Source organism: Paenibacillus sp. ALE2 (genome assembly GCF_054113385.1).
Window position 1 is genome coordinate 4365552 of sequence record NZ_CM134213.1, and the last position, 16013, is coordinate 4381564.

Below are 16013 nucleotides of genomic sequence, written 5' to 3' on the forward strand. Positions count from 1 at the left end.
GGAATGAATTTGATTTTGCGCGAAAGGAAGAGTGATGCAAGTGGCAAAAGCGAAGGTACCCAAACGGCCTACTCGGGATGAATTTGTACTGGAGGAAATCGGGAATCAGCTTGTAGAAGCACAACAAGAGCAATCCGAAGTTGTATTGACAGTATGGGGACGCGAAGAAGCAACCCGCGGACAAATCGTTAAAATGGACCCGAGAACAGGCAAGGTTCATGTAGAGAGTAATGGAGAAACGGATAAAGTTCCTTTTATGGATATCATGAGTGTAAATTACCCGAGAGATTAGTTGTGATTACATAAATATAACAGAAAGGGATGAAAGAATGTCAAAGTTAGGCGTCTCCCTTACAATCGGTATTTTTATGATCATCTTTTCAATGATTTTCGGTTTTAAAGTATATATAGTTGTTTCTGCTGCTATGTTCGGATTTTTTGCATATCTAGCTGTAGCAGGATATCTCAAACGTAATAACCAGGATGATCCGTCAAATGATGGCTATTATGAATTTTTGGAAAATGTTAGGAACTAATAATTATTATTCATGAATAAAAAAACAACCGAGTGGTTTACAGCCATCGGTTGTTTTTTTATATTCTGCTGTATAAGTGGTAAAGAGAACACCGCATGGCTACGTTGACCTAGGCCTGGTATAGGTTTATGTAGCTTTGATTGAGCTGGCATGACTGGTGCGGGCTTCGGCTTTCTTAAGCACCTTACGATCGAAAATAAAGGGGCCGAACGGCAACAGCGAGGCAATCAAGGCTGCAAGCCCTTGCAGCAGCGTAATTTTACGCAGTATCAGCATGACTATAGTGGCAACCACATAAGCCACAAACAGTACCCCATGAATCATTCCCACCCAGCTTACCATTTGCGGCATTCCAGCTGCGTATTTAAGTGGCATGGCGATACACACAAGCAGCAGATAAGAAATCGCTTCAATATTACCAATGGCACCAAACGTTTTAAAAGCATTTTTGAACATAATAGACCTCCTTTTTCTGTTACTTAAAATTTAATATATCCTATAATGCAATGTTATTAAACGGTAGAAAGTTACGATATATCGAAAATTTACAGCTAGCTCTTAATATTTACTTAGATACTCGGGTCACAACGTCCGGGTTGTTTAGATTAACGTAAGAAAAAAATGAGGTCTAAACATTTGGTATGGAAATTCCGATAACAGTTAAATGAACGTCTGTACGTTATGGTATATATTTTAAAAGCTGGATTGCAGCAGAAGGGTTTGTGCGTTTACTTATTCGTTTTAACAAATAAAATTTCCATACTGGTATCAAGGAGAGCATAGCATATGAATAAAAAACGTCTGCGTCAATGGATGGCTCCGTTCGCAACGGCCACACTGATTTTGAATACGGGATATGGCATTTTGGGACCCGATGCAGTGGCTAGCGCGTTGCCGACTGAAAGGCATAACTCAAATCTGACAGGTTTGAATAGTGCACAATCACATACCAAATTAGCAACCGTTCAAGGGCGCCAAATGCCGTTCACTTCTGGCGCGAAATTGACTTCGTTAACTGGTCAGAAGACCACTCTTAACCAAATGATAAAAGTAATGTCGAGCCAGCTGGTTACTTCGAATATTGCGCCAGCAGATGTAAGCAGTCTTACTGCGGTTCCTACAGAAACAACAAAAGTAAATTTGTCTTGGATCAATCCGTCGGACATCAATTTTGACCATGTAAAAGTGGTTAATGTCACTAACGATGTATATGTAGATAACATTCGAAGTAACTCTTATATGATGAGCGGTTTACAGCCGAACACGACATATACCTTTCGCGTGAAAACGGTGAATAAGAGTGGAAATGAATCTCTCGGTACAACAATACAGGCTAAAACAGCTTCCGTTGATGGTCCTGTAGATAAGACACCCCCAGGAGAAGTAAGCGGGCTGACAGCGACGAATGTAGGTTATAATGGATTTACTATCAATTACATACTGCCTAAGGATACTGACTTAAGCCAAGCGATTATCTATTTAAATGGTACAGAAATTCAGAGAACCACAGGCACGTCTTACACGTTTAATGTCTTGAATGCTGCTACAGCCTACAATGTAACGGTCAAAACGATAGACAAATCCGGAAACTTATCTCAGGGAGTTAGTATTCCCGTTACAACGTCATCAGTCTCTACCGATATTGTGCCCGAAGTGACAGGTGCTTCAGTGACATCAGTTAATAACTATAGCGTTACTGTTTCCTGGACAAGACCTAGCGGAATTAGTACAGTCAGCCTGTATAAGGATGGCCAGCTGGTAACGGATTCAACAGGATCATCCTATACATTTAACAATCTATCGGCAAGCCAGACATACACATTCACGATAAAATCCAAGCGAAGCACAGGTGCGTTGTCTTCCGGTGTGAAACTGACTGCCACAACGGACAGTACATCCTCCAATTCGTCAGAAGTGTCCAATCTTGAAGTCGATAGTAAAAGCGACACCTGGATCAAAATCACCTATGATATGCCGAGTCGAGCAGAGAAGGTGAAAATTTATGTTGATGGTGATTATAAGGGAACTACATCCTCAGAGTCCTATAAAATTACGGATTTACGAGAAGGACGCTGGTATGAGATTAAGGTCATAACTGTAAATAGTAGTGGAAGGGAATCTAGTGGTGTAAAGATATCGGAACGCACGAATTCGGATGGTTACTACTCTTCGTCTTCTAGTTCATCGAACTATGAGAAAGCAAGAGATTTGATGCGGATTGCAGAGAACAGTCTAAATGCGTCCGACTGGCGTTCTGCCAGAGATGCGATTAGTGATCTGCCAACCGGTACACGTAAAAGTGATCTGCTGGATCGATTGGAGGCTATTCGCAATAGAGCATTAGGTACCGGCAGTTCATCGTCCGGGACGAGTTCAACTACAACGACTTCCGGCACTACGACGAATTACACGAACAGTGCGGTTGCTTCCTATTCAACGTCGTTCACCCTAACACCAGGAGCTAAAACAGCTTATGTGGATGGTCGGGCTACAACGATAGCTCAGGCGCCGAAAATCATAAATGGCGTAACGATGGTCCCGTTACGATTTATCAGTGAACGGGTGGGTTACGATGTAAATTATGAAAAAGGCACCAAAAAGATCATTCTGAATCGTCCTACAGACGGCAAACAAATAGTACTTCAAGTCAAGAATTCCACACTTGCTGTATATGAGTTAAACAACTCCCGGAATTATTCGACGAGCATCACTGCTCCAGTTATTGTTAACGGCTACACGCTGGTTCCATTACGAGTCATCAGTGAGCTTTCGGGTTATCAGGTAAACTATAATGCAGCATCCAAACAAATTACGATTACCAAATAAATACTTCTGAAAAAAGAGTTCTAAAGTAAAAACTTTAGAACTCTTTTTGTTAGGAAATGTATATGAACATGCGAAAAAGGGCGCTTTTAGACGTCCGTAAGATCTACGCATTACTGTATATTGGAACAGGCATTAAAACGAAATTCATGAGGGGTTAATCCACATCGTTCCTTGAAGATTCGATAGAAATATTTCATATCATGAATACCGACTTCAAGTGCGATCGTTTGAACGCTCCAATGAGTATCTAATAGTAAGCTACAACTCTCGTGAATACGAATATCCTGCAGCATTTTGGTGTAGGTCATTCCGCTGGCTTGTTTAAATTTGCGTTGAAATTGCCGTGAGCTAATTAAAAATTGCTTGCAAATTTGGTCAACAGACAACGGATTTTTATAATTTCTGGTTATATCATCAATCGCATATTGAATGGGATCGGTTATGATTGGCTTGGAAACATGAGCTATTTGTTGCATAGCATGGCTGATATGTTCTAATAAATCGATTAAGTATAGATAAAGTTTATATCTAAATCCGGTGGATTTACATTTTTGCTCCATTTCAATAGTGTACATAATTTTAGCAAATTCTTTTGCATTTTCACGAACTTGAATATAGTCAGTACATTCCCGAAAAAGAAGAGCCAAACGATAGAAATCCTCTTGAATTTGGCTATCAGCAGGCTCTCCGGGCAATGTTAGTATTTGCTTGTCAAAAAGACAGTTCATAACCTCAAGCGGTGTATGATCTGTTGTATTACTCTGAACAAAGAGATGTTCTTTTCCATAAGGGATAAAAATAATATCTCCCTTGGAGACGGGCAACGTTTGTGTAGAAAATTTTAGTGTGCCTTTACCTTCCTTGATATAAGATATTTCGTAAAAATCATGAGCGTGTTTTTGAATATTTCCTTCTATTTGAATAGGACAAAGAGAAATTGGAGTCCCATTTGTGAAATTATGGTCTAGATAATATGCCTCTTCGCTAACCAATGCGATTCCCTCCTTTGTTGGTAGAAAGCACACCATTTTTTAGTCATAAATTTTATTATATCAATTTTTAAGATGTATTCAATTGGTACAGGTCGTAATTGCCCATAAGCTGTCGCTCATGACCATTTAAGTGAAAAATCGAAACTATTAAAATTTTAAATATAAATACAAAGGAGGATAACATGATGAGTGTTAGTTTAACTACAGAGCTTCCAGAAGAAAAAAAGCCATATTTGCTGCGTAGCGGGGATGGAAGAAGGTATGTATTTGGTCAACAGGTAGCTACTGTTATTGCCGATTTTAAAAGCACTGGGGATGTACTCGAATTAACGACGATTTCAGGTGGGAAAGGAGAGACCTTTCCGCTACACAGACATAAAGATGCTTTTGAATCTATCTATGTAATGGAAGGTAAAATTGAATTTATGCTCGATGGAGTGAACTATTTGTTGACTGCCGGAGACTATGTTCATATCCCTCCTGGAATCGCACATGCGTATCGAATGGCTGGGCATCGAAATCGCTTTGCTTCCTATTCGATTAAAGGTAATCTCACGGCAATATATGAGCTTTTAGGAGAGCCGTATCCTTACTTTGAACATCCAACCACAGCGATGAATTCGTATTCTGAGAATCAATTGACGGAAGCTTCCAATAGAGCAGACATTGTATTCCTTCAAGATGCTGTTCAATGGGGGGAGTATAACTCGCCTGAAGAAAGCCATAATCCAAGAAGCGTAGCTCCTTATGTTCTGGAAAATGGAGAGGGAGACCGGTTGCTCACTGGAGACCAGCTTCACAGGATTCTAGCTACTCAAGAAAATACGAACGGGGAATACATTTTTGTAGCTTCTGATGGCCCGAAAGGAGACCCCATTGTTGAACATTTTCATAACCACCATACAGAAACTTTCTTCTGTGTGCAGGGACAAATGACGATGTGGGCAAACGGAGAAGAAGTAAAACTATTCCCTGGAGATTTTCTTCATGTACCTGCAGGAACACTTCATTCGTATAGACTGGACTCTCATTATACGAAAGTCGTAGGTATGTTGGTATCTGGATTGTTCGAACCTTTCTTCCGGGCATTGGGTGAACCGCACGAAACATACACCTTTCCAACAGAACCAGGCCCGCTCCGTATGGATCGTGTAATGGCTATTATCGACGAACTTGATCTGAACGTGGTGGCTAAATCTCCGCTCGATCGTAAGTAGGGAGGACGCAGTGTCAGTTAACAATCGCACCAAACAATCTGAGTCCTATGCTATTATCTGGATACTCGCATTTGCAATGGTGATTTCAGTGATGAATTCTACCATGTTTAATGTCGCACTACCTTCACTACGCGAAGAATTTCAATTATCCTCTTCCCAAGTAAGCTGGGTTGTAACAGCATATATCATTATTTATGCTATTGGATCAGTGGCTTACGGAAAATTGGCGGACATGTTTAGGTTGAAGAACCTAATTACCTTTGGATTATGTTGCTTTGCGCTAGGATCTATAGTCGGCTTCTTTTCTTCTAATTATTGGATGGTTATTGTAAGCAGAATTTTCCAATCCATTGGAGCATCTGTTGTTCCGGCCTCATCCATGTTGATCCCGATTCGCTATATATCTATCGCAAATCGTGGCAAGGCTTTGGGGATTACTTCTGCCGGAATGGCTTTAGGGACGGCAATAGGTCCAATTATTGCTGGTTTTGTTATTGGATTTGCAAGCTGGCGTTACCTATTTTTAATCTCATTTTTAATAATTGTTACCATTCCTCTTTTTAGAAGGTATTTAATCAATGAAGCACCTTCAAAAGGAAAAGCTGATCTCATAGGAGGTATTTTGCTTGCCGCTTCCATTACGCTGCTGCTGCTCTCCATTACTGGTCACAGCTGGAGCTATTTCGCGGCTACAATCCTCATATTCGTATTGTTCATTATTCGTATTAACAAAACAGGTGAACCCTTTATTGAACCGACACTCTTTAAAAATACAAGATATACGATAGGGTTGTTTATCGCTTGTATGGTTCTTACCCTTAATTTATGTGTTCCGTATTTGATCCCGCAGGTGCTAAGCTCAATACATCACTTATCTTCTGTAAATACAGGACTCGTAATGTTTCCCGGTGCTTTGATTGCTGCATTGCTTGGGCTGGTAGGTGGGAAAATCGCGGATGCAAAGGGCAACCGCTTTGTATTTTCGTTGGCTTTCCTGTTTCAAGTGATAGCATATCTTATATTAGGTATTTTTATAAAGGCGGTTCCAGCAGTTATTGCGATCATTTTAATTCTAGCGAATACTGGGTTAACGTTCGCTCAGATTACAATGGCAAACACCATTTCTCGAACATTAAGCGGTAAGCAAACCGGAGTTGGTATGGGTATCTATATGATGGGAAGCTTTATGGCGGGGGCTATCGGAACGTCTATTTTAGGATCCGTACTTGATCAAGGAGCACAAAGTCAAAGTGTGTTCAGCTCTATTTTTTGGATTATGGGCATATGGATCATAGGATTTGCCATTCTTTATTTTTCAGTTTTTCGTAAAAAAGCAACATTCATTTAGCAACACATACAGTAATCCAATAACCACGTTCCTTATAATAATCGCCATAGCCTGTGCCAGGAGTGTTTTCATTCCGATGGCAAAATGATAAAACGCTACTGACCTTCGAAGGTCAGTAGCGTTTTATATCGTTTCAATAACAAACGAGGAAGAGGGGGGAACTTAGGAAATCGATCCAACCTAATAGCTACTACTTATTTTGGTGGTTTTAACTTTAGGTCATCAATGCACCGATGGTATCTCAATGCTTACTTGTCCGCCGCCTGTCTGGGTGGAGTTGGCGATGATCAGCTGTCCGCCATGTAGGTTCACAATGGATTTTGTTATATATAGGCCCATACCGTAATGTCCACTTAATCTTCTGGACGAATCACCCATATAAAATTGCTCCGCTGCTTGTTTGAGGCCTTCGTGAGAGAAGCCCGGGCCTTCGTCTACGATGCTGAACCGAATACATTCTTCCACAGACTCTACAGTCAGCCGGATTTCGCTATTTTCTGGTGCTTGATCTACCGCATTAGAAGCAACATTCATGATGGCTCGCTCAAGCAGAACGGGGTCTGCATACAACGTCTTAGGGAGGTTGTATGCAGCAAATGCGACGGATGTTTTTTTGACAGCAGCCAAGGCCTTTACCTGATCTTTCACCTTCGTTACATAGTAGTCCGTATCTATCGTTTCCGCCTGCAGGGTGGCTACTGTTTCTGCTTTTGAAATTTCAATAAGAGTTTTGATATACTGTTCCATTTGCCTGGTGCTCTCCGCTATATAATCGGTATAGTTCTTTTGCTCTTCCGATTGATCGGTTTCGGACAGCAGCTCTACGTTTCCGCGAACGATAGTGAGCGGTGTTTTAACATCGTGTGCAAGCGCGGATATTTGCTCGCGGCGTGATTTTTCGAGATTCCATTGCTTCTGAAGCGAAGTCTTTAACGTTTCTTTCATTTTATCCATGGAATGGAGCACCTGATCGATCTCCATCACACCACTGAGCTGAATTGAGAAGTCCAGATCCTGTGCCTGAATTTGCTTTGTAGCCTGCTGCAATCCACTCATTTTGCGCGTCAGCTTTCGTCCGAAGGAGGAAGCGAGTAGGGCTCCTCCCCCCAGGAAGGCGATACAAAACACGGCAAAAAAGGACAATTCCGCGTTCGGCAGATATTGACGTAGAATAGGATGTTCAAACTGTGCCGAGACAGAGTAGCGCATCACAGTAACTTTATTATTATGTGAAACTTTTACATAGTTATAGGGAAATTGATAGGCAGTATTGCTCTGCTGCGTAACACTCCAAGCGGCTTGAGCCTGCTTTTCAGGAAGATTTCCCTCAATGTGGCGGCCTTCCGAAGTGAATAACGCATATCTATATAGTTTCTGCCGAGAATCCGGCTGTAGGGTCTTGCCAGCTTCAATGATTGCCTTATCCTCCCGTACTTGATTTTCAGCATAGTTCGCGGGAAGAATGGTTCCACAAGACATCAGGACATAGAAGATGAGGACCAGGAACAGCGCGAGCGCAATTGTCCCGATACAGAACATAACTAAATAGCCCAGGAAAATGGTTCGCAGTTTGGTTGTCTTGCGTGCTTGCTGTACTTTGGCTACTTCCATCGGTACCCGATCCCCCAAACTGTCTCCACTGGCGAAACCTCTTCTTTGCCAAGTTTGACCCGGATATTTTTGATATGCTCCACGATGGTAGCGGAATCGCTGTCCCCATCAAACCCGAAGACGGCTTCATAAATCTGCTCTTTAGAGAACACCTGGCCCCAATTTAGAGCTAGAAACTTGCATATTTCATATTCACTTTTGGTAAACGGAATTACAACATTCTGAACGGTGATTTCCTTACCAGACAGATTAAAATGAACTTCCCCGATGCAGAATACATTTCGTCGTTCACGATGCTCCCGTCTGAGATGGGCGTTGATTCGAGCGCGCAACTCTCCAGCCCCAAACGGCTTGACAATATAATCGTCAGCCCCTTCCCCAAGGCCCAACATCACATCGTTCTCCATGGATTTTGCTGTGAGGAACAGTATCGGACAGTCCACCTTGCTGCGAATTTCTCGACAGAGTGTGAATCCGTCTATGCTTGGCATCATTACGTCAAGCAGGATGAGGTCAAAGGCTCCAAGCTGCATGGTGAGAACCTGTGGGGAGGAGGAGACCACCGTGACAACATGGCCATCTTTCTGCAAAATATTTTGAAGGAGTGCCAAAACGGCGGGTTCATCATCAACGGCCAACAAGTTTGCCATGCTTAATTCACTTCCCTTGCTTTCTTTACTCTAATCTTTACTCTGATGAATTTTGTCCTTCCCAACGACAAATCCATAACCCTAATAATACCATGATGACTAAGGTCCCTACTACGCAATATCTGATTCCCAAATCAAGCTGTATAGTTTCAGGGATAGAATCTGCTGAGCTTACGCCGTATTGTACCCAGGTCGTGATGAACCGGGCAGCCCAAGCAGAGGGGATGAACATCCATTTATGATCACCCAGCCCTGTAAGAAGCAAAGCGGACAATAGGCTCTCCATGATGCCCAGACCGATAGAAGCTCCTTTGCCGAATCGCAAGCTAATGAAAAAATGAAGAATATAAAGGAATACACTAGACATAAACAGAATACAGGCAGCCAACACATAGAACATCAAACCATACGGGGACTCTTTCATCAGATATATATAGCAAGCTCCAAAGCCGCCTGAGGCAAGCAGCACACTACCAAATCCCAAGCACAGAAGCAGGCTAAGTTTGCTCAAAAAAGGTAGCAGCTTCACCGGCGAGGTCAAGAGGTGTTGGAAATTTCCAGCGACTGACTCCTGTTCAACAGCAATGGAGCATACAATACCAATCATGGTAGGAAGAGCCACAGCCAGGACCTGCAAATAGCCGTCTACCTTCGAAATTGGTGAGTAGGGAGTGAAGGAATAATAGGCTAGAAAGATTGCTATGCCTAGGAGTGGCACAAGCAGCTGCACCAGCAATAAGGGCTGCCTTCTAAGTTTAAGCACATCAGATTTCAGATTGCGGAAGAAAGACATCATCTTACTTAGCCTCCCGCTTGCAGAAAGATATGGCCGTCAGTACGGACAGAATCATGAATAGACCAACTGTGATCACTAGGCCGGGCACAATTACGCCTCTATCCAAAAGTGGATCTCCTGAAGGAACAGCAAGTCCATTAGGCAGCACTTGAATGACGGCGCACATCAATCGCGCTGGAATAGCATAGGGTACCGCCAACCATACAGAAGACGTAGCGAACAAGACGGTGCAGGCTACGTTGCCCAGCATGTTGATGATTAGGGTGGCAAACATGCCTATTCGGTCCGTTAAGAACAGGCAAAGTGGAATTTGCCACAAAAAGCTAACAAAAAGTATCAGAGTTGCAGCGACGCTTCCTGCTAGTGTCACAGAAGATGAGAACACGAATCCGCCAAGAGTTATCCCTATAAATAGGATAATAGATGAAACCATTAAGAGCCTTACGCAAACCCCGATTTTACCATACCATACCCGAGCCAAATCTACAGATATGCCAAAGACAGCACGGTATTTCAGCTTCTTGCCATCCTTTTGGGTCACTCCTGAACACATTAAGGTGAGGGCACCTGGCAGCAGCATGAAATACCACCAATTGTAACTGGCGCTTTGGAGCATACGTCCCCCCATGAGCACGGTACACAGAAGAAGAGTAACGATGGGAGCCAGCCAGACTAGCTTTTTCGTAAAGGTGCGTTTTAATTTTAAATGTTCGGCTGCTATGTATTGCCGCATGTTACTCACCTCCCTTTCGGTATTCCTGTGCAATCTGCATGAACAACGATTCAAGGTTTTGCCCTGGAGTGACCGCCTCTTGATAAGCTAATACGCCGCCAGCAATGATCCCAACATGGTCAACGATTTGTTCGACTTCGGATAGGATATGACTGGAAAGAATTACGGTAATTCCTTGCTTTGGGAAGGATCGAATCAGCTCGCGTTGCTCCTGAATACCAATGGGGTCTAGTCCGTTGGTTGGCTCATCTAAGATCAATAGCTTGGGATGATTGAGGAGAGCAATCGCAATGCCCAGCCGCTGTTTCATACCCATCGAGAACTGGCCCGAGCGCTTTTTCCCGGTATGGGTCAAATCAACAATGTTCAGCACTTCATCAATCCGCGAGTCAGGTAGTCCAAGCAACGTTGTGCGAACCTTCAGGTTCTCTCTAGCTGTCAAATTCTCATAAAGGGGAGGAGCTTCGATCAGTGCACCGATCTGAGCGAGATCTTTTCGGGACCAGGGTTTTCCTTGAAATAAAATCTCACCGGCCGTGGGGCGCAGCATACCGGTTAACATTTTTAAAGTAGTTGATTTTCCTGCCCCATTCGGGCCGAGCAGACCATACACGGAATTCTCCTGAATAGACAATGTGACGTTGTTCACCGCCTGTTGTCGTCTGAAGGTTTTGCAGAGATTTTTAGTCTGTAAAATAATGTTATCCATATCAGTTCATCCTTTTCATTCGTTCTGACAATTACTTTACAGATCAATTCTAAGAACTTTATAAGGATTGAAATATTAATGTTTCAAACTTTATGCATTCATGCAGTATTCGCTATAATGGATAGAGTGATTTAGGAAAGGGATGTAATCATGAAGAAAGTTATCGTAATCGGAGCAGGAATTCTGGGGGCATCGACAGCATACCAGTTAGCAAAAATGGGCGCTAATGTCATTCTTGTAGATCGCAAAGATAAAGGACAGGCTACGGATGCAGCTGCTGGCATTATCTGTCCCTGGCTATCACAGCGACGCAATCAGGCTTGGTACCAGCTAGCCAAAGCGGGCGCACGTTTTTACCCCGGGTTGGTTGAGGAACTTAAGAACGAGGGAGAAACAGAAACTGGCTATGCTCAAGTTGGGGCTCTCAGTATTCATGATGATTTGGAGAAAATTAAAAAAATGCAGGAACGGGCGCACTTACGACATACAGATGCACCAGAAATCGGCGAAATTACGCAACTAAATCAAAAGGAAACTCATGAACGTTTTCCTTTGTTAGTAGATCGCTATCATTCTGTTCATATTAGCGGTGCCGCTCGTATAGATGGTCGTGCGCTGCGTGATGCGTTGATCCGATCAGCACAAAGAAATGGGGCAACCCTTATCCATGGGGATGCTGTGCTTCAATACGATTCCGACCATGTAACCGGAGTAGCGGTCGGTGCAAATAGTTTCTCATCTGACGAAGTTATTGTTTGTGCAGGTGCATGGGCCAATCAACTGATGCTGCCGTTGGGCATTCGCTTTAAGGTTAGTTTTCAAAAGGCACAGATTATGCACTTGCAGGTTCCTGTCAAACAAGATACCGGCACCTGGCCTGTAATCATGCCGCCTACTGATCAATACTTGTTGGCGTTTGATCAACAGAAGATCGTAATTGGGGCAACTCACGAGAATGAAATCGAAGGCTACGATACAAGAGTAACAGCAGGCGGGATGCAGGAAATCCTAAATAAAGGTTTAGAGTTAGCACCTGATTTAGCAAATAGCACTTTTCAGGAGGTAAGAGTCGGTTTTCGTCCTTTTACCCCTGGTTTTCTACCGGTACTTGGAGCTGTCCCTGGCTGGAACGGTCTTATCGCTGCCAATGGGCTTGGAGCATCCGGGCTGACCATGGGTCCCTTCATTGGAGATCAACTGGCAAGATTAGCACTTGGGATGGCTTTGGATATTAACATCGATGATTACGATATTCGAAACGCTATTGATGAAAATTGACCTTTAATGTGGGCTATAGTTGAAAAGCATAAGAAGCCGCCAGTATGGCAGATTCTTAGCAAGCAATAAAAAAATAAAGGTCTAGTTAGCATAATACTAACTAGACCTTATTTGCCGAAAAACAACCATATATACTTATAAGTTGCCACTTATTTTGCAGTTAGAGAGAAGCTAATCCCTCTACACGTCATTCATCATGTCATTGAGATGCGAATTCTCCAACGATTGTGTTAGGGTTTGCATATTTTTCAAGTAGTCAATTTTATAGATACAGGAGTAAATCACGTTTAATACATAGTCAAAGGCAATTTGCGACGAAAATGTACCAATCTTAGCATGCTTTACTTCGTCATTAGGCACCTGGATACATATACTACTTCGTTTGGCCAACTCACTTTGATTGGTAGCTGTAATGGTGATAAAAGGGATATTCTCACGCGTAAAATGTCGTGCCGCTTTTAAAAAAATCGGTGACTTACCGTGGTAAGTTAAGAAAATAGCGCAATCCTCTGTAGTTAGATTAGCCGTATGATAAGCCCATTCAGACAGCTCTGTGGCTATAACCACGTATTTGTTGATTTTTACTAATTTATTCTGAAAACTTTTCGCTCGGATTTGTGAATCGCCTAACGCATATATAAAGATCCTGTTCGCTTGATCCAGCAACTGAGCCGTTTGTGACAGCAAGTTATCATCCATGAATGTAAAGTTTTTTTCAATCGTTTCCTTCATTAATTCTGCAATTTCTTTCGCCACTTGAAGTGGGGTTTCATCAATCCCGAATGGATAGTTAGGGTCAACATTGGATATATTCTGGGTATCTTGCTGAAATTCCCGAGCGAGTTTTATGATAAACTCCTTGAAGCCGGATAGCCCAAGTTTGTGAATTAATCGATTAATGGCGGAATGCGAAGTATACGTAGCTTTGGCAAGCTCCTGAATATTTAAGTGCAGAATCGCTTCCTTGTGGACCAAAATATAGGAAGCAATGCTTTTTTCGTTTGGTGTAAAGTTTTGCATTTCAGATAATTGCATCAGTATTTTCAACAGGTTCCCCCCGGTTCAATTGAACTAACGTTTTACAAAAGATACCAAATAAACATTTTGTTTAAAAACAAGCCGCCATGCTTACAAATATTCGGTTAAATGTACCATTTTGATGGCAAATTCTTTACGATCGACGTTCTTCTACTATAATAAATGAAAAAGAGCCTAGGGGGAATTAATATGCTTACTATCGGTTATATTGGGAATGGCAAAAGTACTAATCGGTATCATCTTCCTTTTTCATTGACCAGAGATCATTTGAACGTAAAGACGATCTACGCGCGTAATCCAGATAAAGGGGAGTGGGAGAAAACCCCAGGCGTTCAGTATACGGATCATCTTGATTCTCTAATGAACGATAAGGAAATTCAGTTGATTGTTGTCTGTACACCTGTAGAATCTCACTACACTTATGCGAAAATGGCACTCGACCACGGAAAAAATGTACTTGTCGAGAAACCCTTTATGTTAACGAAAGAAGAAGCTGTGTCCATCTTCCAATATGCCAAGGAGAAAAATCTGATTATACAGTGCTATCAGAATAGACGTTACGATTCGGATTTCCTCACTACAAAGAAGGTTATTGAATCAGGAAAACTCGGTGATTTGCTGGAGGTGGAAATGCATTTCGATTATTATCGCCCTGAAACCCCCAACTCCACCTCTCATTTTTCCAAGTATAACAGTTACCTTTATGGACATGGCGCTCATACCATTGACCAGGTTCTTTCCTATTTTGGGAAGCCTGACACGATCCATTACGATGTGCGCCAATTGCTCGGTTCTGGAAGAATGAATGATTATTTTGATCTGGATTTTTATTATTCTTCACTCAAGGTATCCATCAAATCCAGCTTTTTTCGTTTAAAAGAGCGGCCGAGTTTTGTAGTATACGGCAAAAAAGGCGTTTTTATAAAGCAGACAAAGGATCGTCAGGAGGAGCATCTTAAATTATACTATCTGCCTAAGGGACACGCCGATTTCGGCATCGACCAGCCTGAGCATTATGGCATTTTAACGTACCTGGTTGACGATGGAGAGTACCATGAAGAAAAAGTTGTTTCTGAAAAAGGAGATTATGCCCGAGTATATGACGATCTCTATCATTCGATCATACACGGCAAAGAAAAAGCGATTACAGATGAAGAAACAATAACTTCAATGGAAATACTTGAGAAGGGTATAGAGGAGTGTAACTAGAATGAAATTGGGAATTGTCGGAGCAGGAATGATTGTAGGGGATCTATTGAGCTTTATTCAGGAAATCCCGACTATCTTATTAAAGGCCATTTGTTCTAGACCTAGCCATGAGGAGAAATTACTAGATTGGCAACGTAGATATGGAATCTCTCAGATTTATTCGGATTACAGCAAAATGCTGATGAATAATGACGTTGATACTGTCTATATTGGGTTGCCTAATCATCTTCATTATTCATATGCAAAAGAAGCATTACTGAGTGGTAAACATGTCATTTGTGAGAAGCCGTTCACATCCAATTTGTATGAATTTCTAGAGCTAAAAGAAATTGCTCAGCAAAGAAAACTGGTATTGGTGGAAGCCATTACGAATCAATATTTGAAAAATTATTTTTCCATGAAGGAGTATCTGCCTAAGCTTGGTGAGATTAAAATAGTTGAATGCAACTATTCTCAATATTCATCTCGGTATGAGGCTTTTAAATCGGGAGTAATCCAGCCTGCGTTTAATCCAGAAATGTCTGGCGGAGCCTTGATGGATATCAATTTATACAATATTCATTTTGTTGTTGGCCTTTTCGGGAGCCCTAAGAAGGTAGAATATTTGGCGAACATGGAACGTGGAATTGATACTTCAGGCATACTGCTACTTGATTACGGCGATTTTAAGTGTGTTTGCATAGGTTCAAAAGACAGTACGGCACCCAATGCAGTGAACATTCAAGGCAATAAAGGCTATATACACATGGCGAGTTCAGCTAATATATGCGATTATTTTGAATACACTCCTAATAAGGAAACGCCCATCCGTGTGGATCTGAAGGATCATTCGCATCGTATGTATGACGAATTCGTTGAATTCGACCGTATCATCCGTGACAACGATTTGGAAAAGGTCTCGGATATGCTTGAACATAGCGAAAAGGTTATGAATGTCATTGAGGAGGCCAAACAGTCGGCGAATCTTGTGTTTGGTCCTGATAAACATAATCTTTAAAATACTTGTACCTAAAATTGAAGAAGCAACTCGCTTGAGCTGCTTCTGACTCATGGATGTGAGAGTAGCAGAT

General features: G+C 42.0%; 15 protein-coding genes. 7 read left to right on the forward strand and 8 right to left on the reverse strand.

All coding sequences use genetic code 11. The features are described 5' to 3' along the window. Window positions 1-40 precede the first annotated feature (40 nt). The gene (locus ACXHJ1_RS19180; protein WP_025364962.1) at window positions 41-292 is read left to right on the forward strand and encodes a YolD-like family protein; all 252 of its coding nucleotides are present in this window, start codon (window positions 41-43) and stop codon (window positions 290-292) included. A gap of 370 nt (window positions 293-662) precedes the next feature. Here the strand turns inward: ACXHJ1_RS19180 and ACXHJ1_RS19185 are convergent, their stop codons facing one another. Beyond that, window positions 663-992: a DUF3817 domain-containing protein gene (locus ACXHJ1_RS19185; protein WP_457905048.1), complete on the reverse strand. Its 330-nt coding sequence runs from the start codon at window positions 990-992 to the stop codon at window positions 663-665. 330 nt (window positions 993-1322) lie between these two features. Here ACXHJ1_RS19185 and ACXHJ1_RS19190 point away from each other — a divergent pair, with 330 nt between their 5' ends. Then, window positions 1323-3362: a fibronectin type III domain-containing protein gene (locus ACXHJ1_RS19190; RefSeq protein WP_330721013.1), complete on the forward strand. Its 2040-nt coding sequence runs from the start codon at window positions 1323-1325 to the stop codon at window positions 3360-3362. A 110-nt stretch (window positions 3363-3472) separates the two neighbouring features. Here the strand turns inward: ACXHJ1_RS19190 and ACXHJ1_RS19195 are convergent, their stop codons facing one another. Next, window positions 3473-4354, reverse strand: coding sequence for an AraC family transcriptional regulator (locus ACXHJ1_RS19195; protein WP_457905049.1), 882 nt, complete (start codon window positions 4352-4354; stop codon window positions 3473-3475). A 185-nt stretch (window positions 4355-4539) separates the two neighbouring features. Between ACXHJ1_RS19195 and ACXHJ1_RS19200 the strand changes: the two genes are divergently transcribed. Continuing rightward, the gene (locus ACXHJ1_RS19200) at window positions 4540-5571 is read left to right on the forward strand and encodes a quercetin 2,3-dioxygenase (protein ID WP_044786019.1); all 1032 of its coding nucleotides are present in this window, start codon (window positions 4540-4542) and stop codon (window positions 5569-5571) included. Window positions 5572-5581: 10 nt separating this feature from the next. After that, a complete protein-coding gene (locus tag ACXHJ1_RS19205; RefSeq protein WP_457905050.1) occupies window positions 5582-6919 on the forward strand; it encodes an MFS transporter in 1338 nt (445 codons plus the stop codon). A 222-nt stretch (window positions 6920-7141) separates the two neighbouring features. Here the strand turns inward: ACXHJ1_RS19205 and ACXHJ1_RS19210 are convergent, their stop codons facing one another. Genes ACXHJ1_RS19210 through ACXHJ1_RS19230 form a run of 5 tightly spaced genes read right to left on the reverse strand, consistent with a single transcriptional unit; the run spans window position 7142 to window position 11418 of the window. After that, window positions 7142-8530 carry a HAMP domain-containing sensor histidine kinase gene (locus ACXHJ1_RS19210; protein ID WP_107733562.1) on the reverse strand — a complete coding sequence of 463 codons (1389 nt, stop codon included), beginning with the start codon at window positions 8528-8530 and terminating at the stop codon, window positions 7142-7144. Then, a complete protein-coding gene (locus tag ACXHJ1_RS19215; RefSeq protein WP_457905051.1) occupies window positions 8521-9180 on the reverse strand; it encodes a response regulator transcription factor in 660 nt (219 codons plus the stop codon). The genes ACXHJ1_RS19210 and ACXHJ1_RS19215 overlap by 10 nt, the downstream gene beginning before the upstream one ends. 37 nt (window positions 9181-9217) lie before the next feature. Beyond that, window positions 9218-9976 (reverse strand): lantibiotic immunity ABC transporter MutG family permease subunit, encoded by a 759-nt coding sequence (locus tag ACXHJ1_RS19220; protein WP_457905052.1) that lies wholly within the window; start codon window positions 9974-9976, stop codon window positions 9218-9220. 1 nt (window position 9977) lies between these two features. Then, window positions 9978-10709 carry a lantibiotic immunity ABC transporter MutE/EpiE family permease subunit gene (locus tag ACXHJ1_RS19225; RefSeq protein WP_107733565.1) on the reverse strand — a complete coding sequence of 244 codons (732 nt, stop codon included), beginning with the start codon at window positions 10707-10709 and terminating at the stop codon, window positions 9978-9980. Between the two features lies 1 nt (window position 10710). Further along, window positions 10711-11418 carry a lantibiotic protection ABC transporter ATP-binding protein gene (locus ACXHJ1_RS19230; RefSeq protein WP_019687342.1) on the reverse strand — a complete coding sequence of 236 codons (708 nt, stop codon included), beginning with the start codon at window positions 11416-11418 and terminating at the stop codon, window positions 10711-10713. Window positions 11419-11568: 150 nt separating this feature from the next. Between ACXHJ1_RS19230 and ACXHJ1_RS19235 the strand changes: the two genes are divergently transcribed. Next, entirely contained in the window at window positions 11569-12696 is a 1128-nt protein-coding gene (locus tag ACXHJ1_RS19235; RefSeq protein WP_457905053.1) for an NAD(P)/FAD-dependent oxidoreductase, read from the forward strand. A gap of 180 nt (window positions 12697-12876) precedes the next feature. On the opposite strand, the gene ACXHJ1_RS19240 is transcribed toward ACXHJ1_RS19235, so the two are convergent. Next, window positions 12877-13743, reverse strand: coding sequence for a MurR/RpiR family transcriptional regulator (locus tag ACXHJ1_RS19240; RefSeq protein WP_016820820.1), 867 nt, complete (start codon window positions 13741-13743; stop codon window positions 12877-12879). A 180-nt stretch (window positions 13744-13923) separates the two neighbouring features. Here ACXHJ1_RS19240 and ACXHJ1_RS19245 point away from each other — a divergent pair, with 180 nt between their 5' ends. Further along, on the forward strand, window positions 13924-14943 hold the full coding sequence (locus ACXHJ1_RS19245; RefSeq protein WP_107733567.1) for a Gfo/Idh/MocA family oxidoreductase: 1020 nt from the start codon (window positions 13924-13926) through the stop codon (window positions 14941-14943). 1 nt (window position 14944) lies between these two features. Further along, window positions 14945-15940, forward strand: coding sequence for a Gfo/Idh/MocA family protein (locus ACXHJ1_RS19250; RefSeq protein WP_457905054.1), 996 nt, complete (start codon window positions 14945-14947; stop codon window positions 15938-15940). Window positions 15941-16013: the final 73 nt, after the last annotated feature.

Excerpts from the sequence above, each read along its gene's own strand:
- ACXHJ1_RS19185 (WP_457905048.1), bottom strand. The coding sequence starts at position 992 with ATGTTCAAAAATGCTTTTAAAACGTTTGGTGCCATTGGTAATATTGAA.
- ACXHJ1_RS19200 (WP_044786019.1), top strand. The coding sequence starts at position 4,540 with ATGAGTGTTAGTTTAACTACAGAGCTTCCAGAAGAAAAAAAGCCATAT.
- ACXHJ1_RS19235 (WP_457905053.1), top strand. The coding sequence starts at position 11,569 with ATGAAGAAAGTTATCGTAATCGGAGCAGGAATTCTGGGGGCATCGACA.
- ACXHJ1_RS19190 (WP_330721013.1), top strand. The coding sequence starts at position 1,323 with ATGAATAAAAAACGTCTGCGTCAATGGATGGCTCCGTTCGCAACGGCC.
- ACXHJ1_RS19225 (WP_107733565.1), bottom strand. The coding sequence starts at position 10,709 with ATGCGGCAATACATAGCAGCCGAACATTTAAAATTAAAACGCACCTTT.
- ACXHJ1_RS19245 (WP_107733567.1), top strand. The coding sequence starts at position 13,924 with ATGCTTACTATCGGTTATATTGGGAATGGCAAAAGTACTAATCGGTAT.
- ACXHJ1_RS19215 (WP_457905051.1), bottom strand. The coding sequence starts at position 9,180 with ATGGCAAACTTGTTGGCCGTTGATGATGAACCCGCCGTTTTGGCACTC.
- ACXHJ1_RS19250 (WP_457905054.1), top strand. The coding sequence starts at position 14,945 with ATGAAATTGGGAATTGTCGGAGCAGGAATGATTGTAGGGGATCTATTG.
- ACXHJ1_RS19220 (WP_457905052.1), bottom strand. The coding sequence starts at position 9,976 with ATGATGTCTTTCTTCCGCAATCTGAAATCTGATGTGCTTAAACTTAGA.
- ACXHJ1_RS19230 (WP_019687342.1), bottom strand. The coding sequence starts at position 11,418 with ATGGATAACATTATTTTACAGACTAAAAATCTCTGCAAAACCTTCAGA.
- ACXHJ1_RS19210 (WP_107733562.1), bottom strand. The coding sequence starts at position 8,530 with ATGGAAGTAGCCAAAGTACAGCAAGCACGCAAGACAACCAAACTGCGA.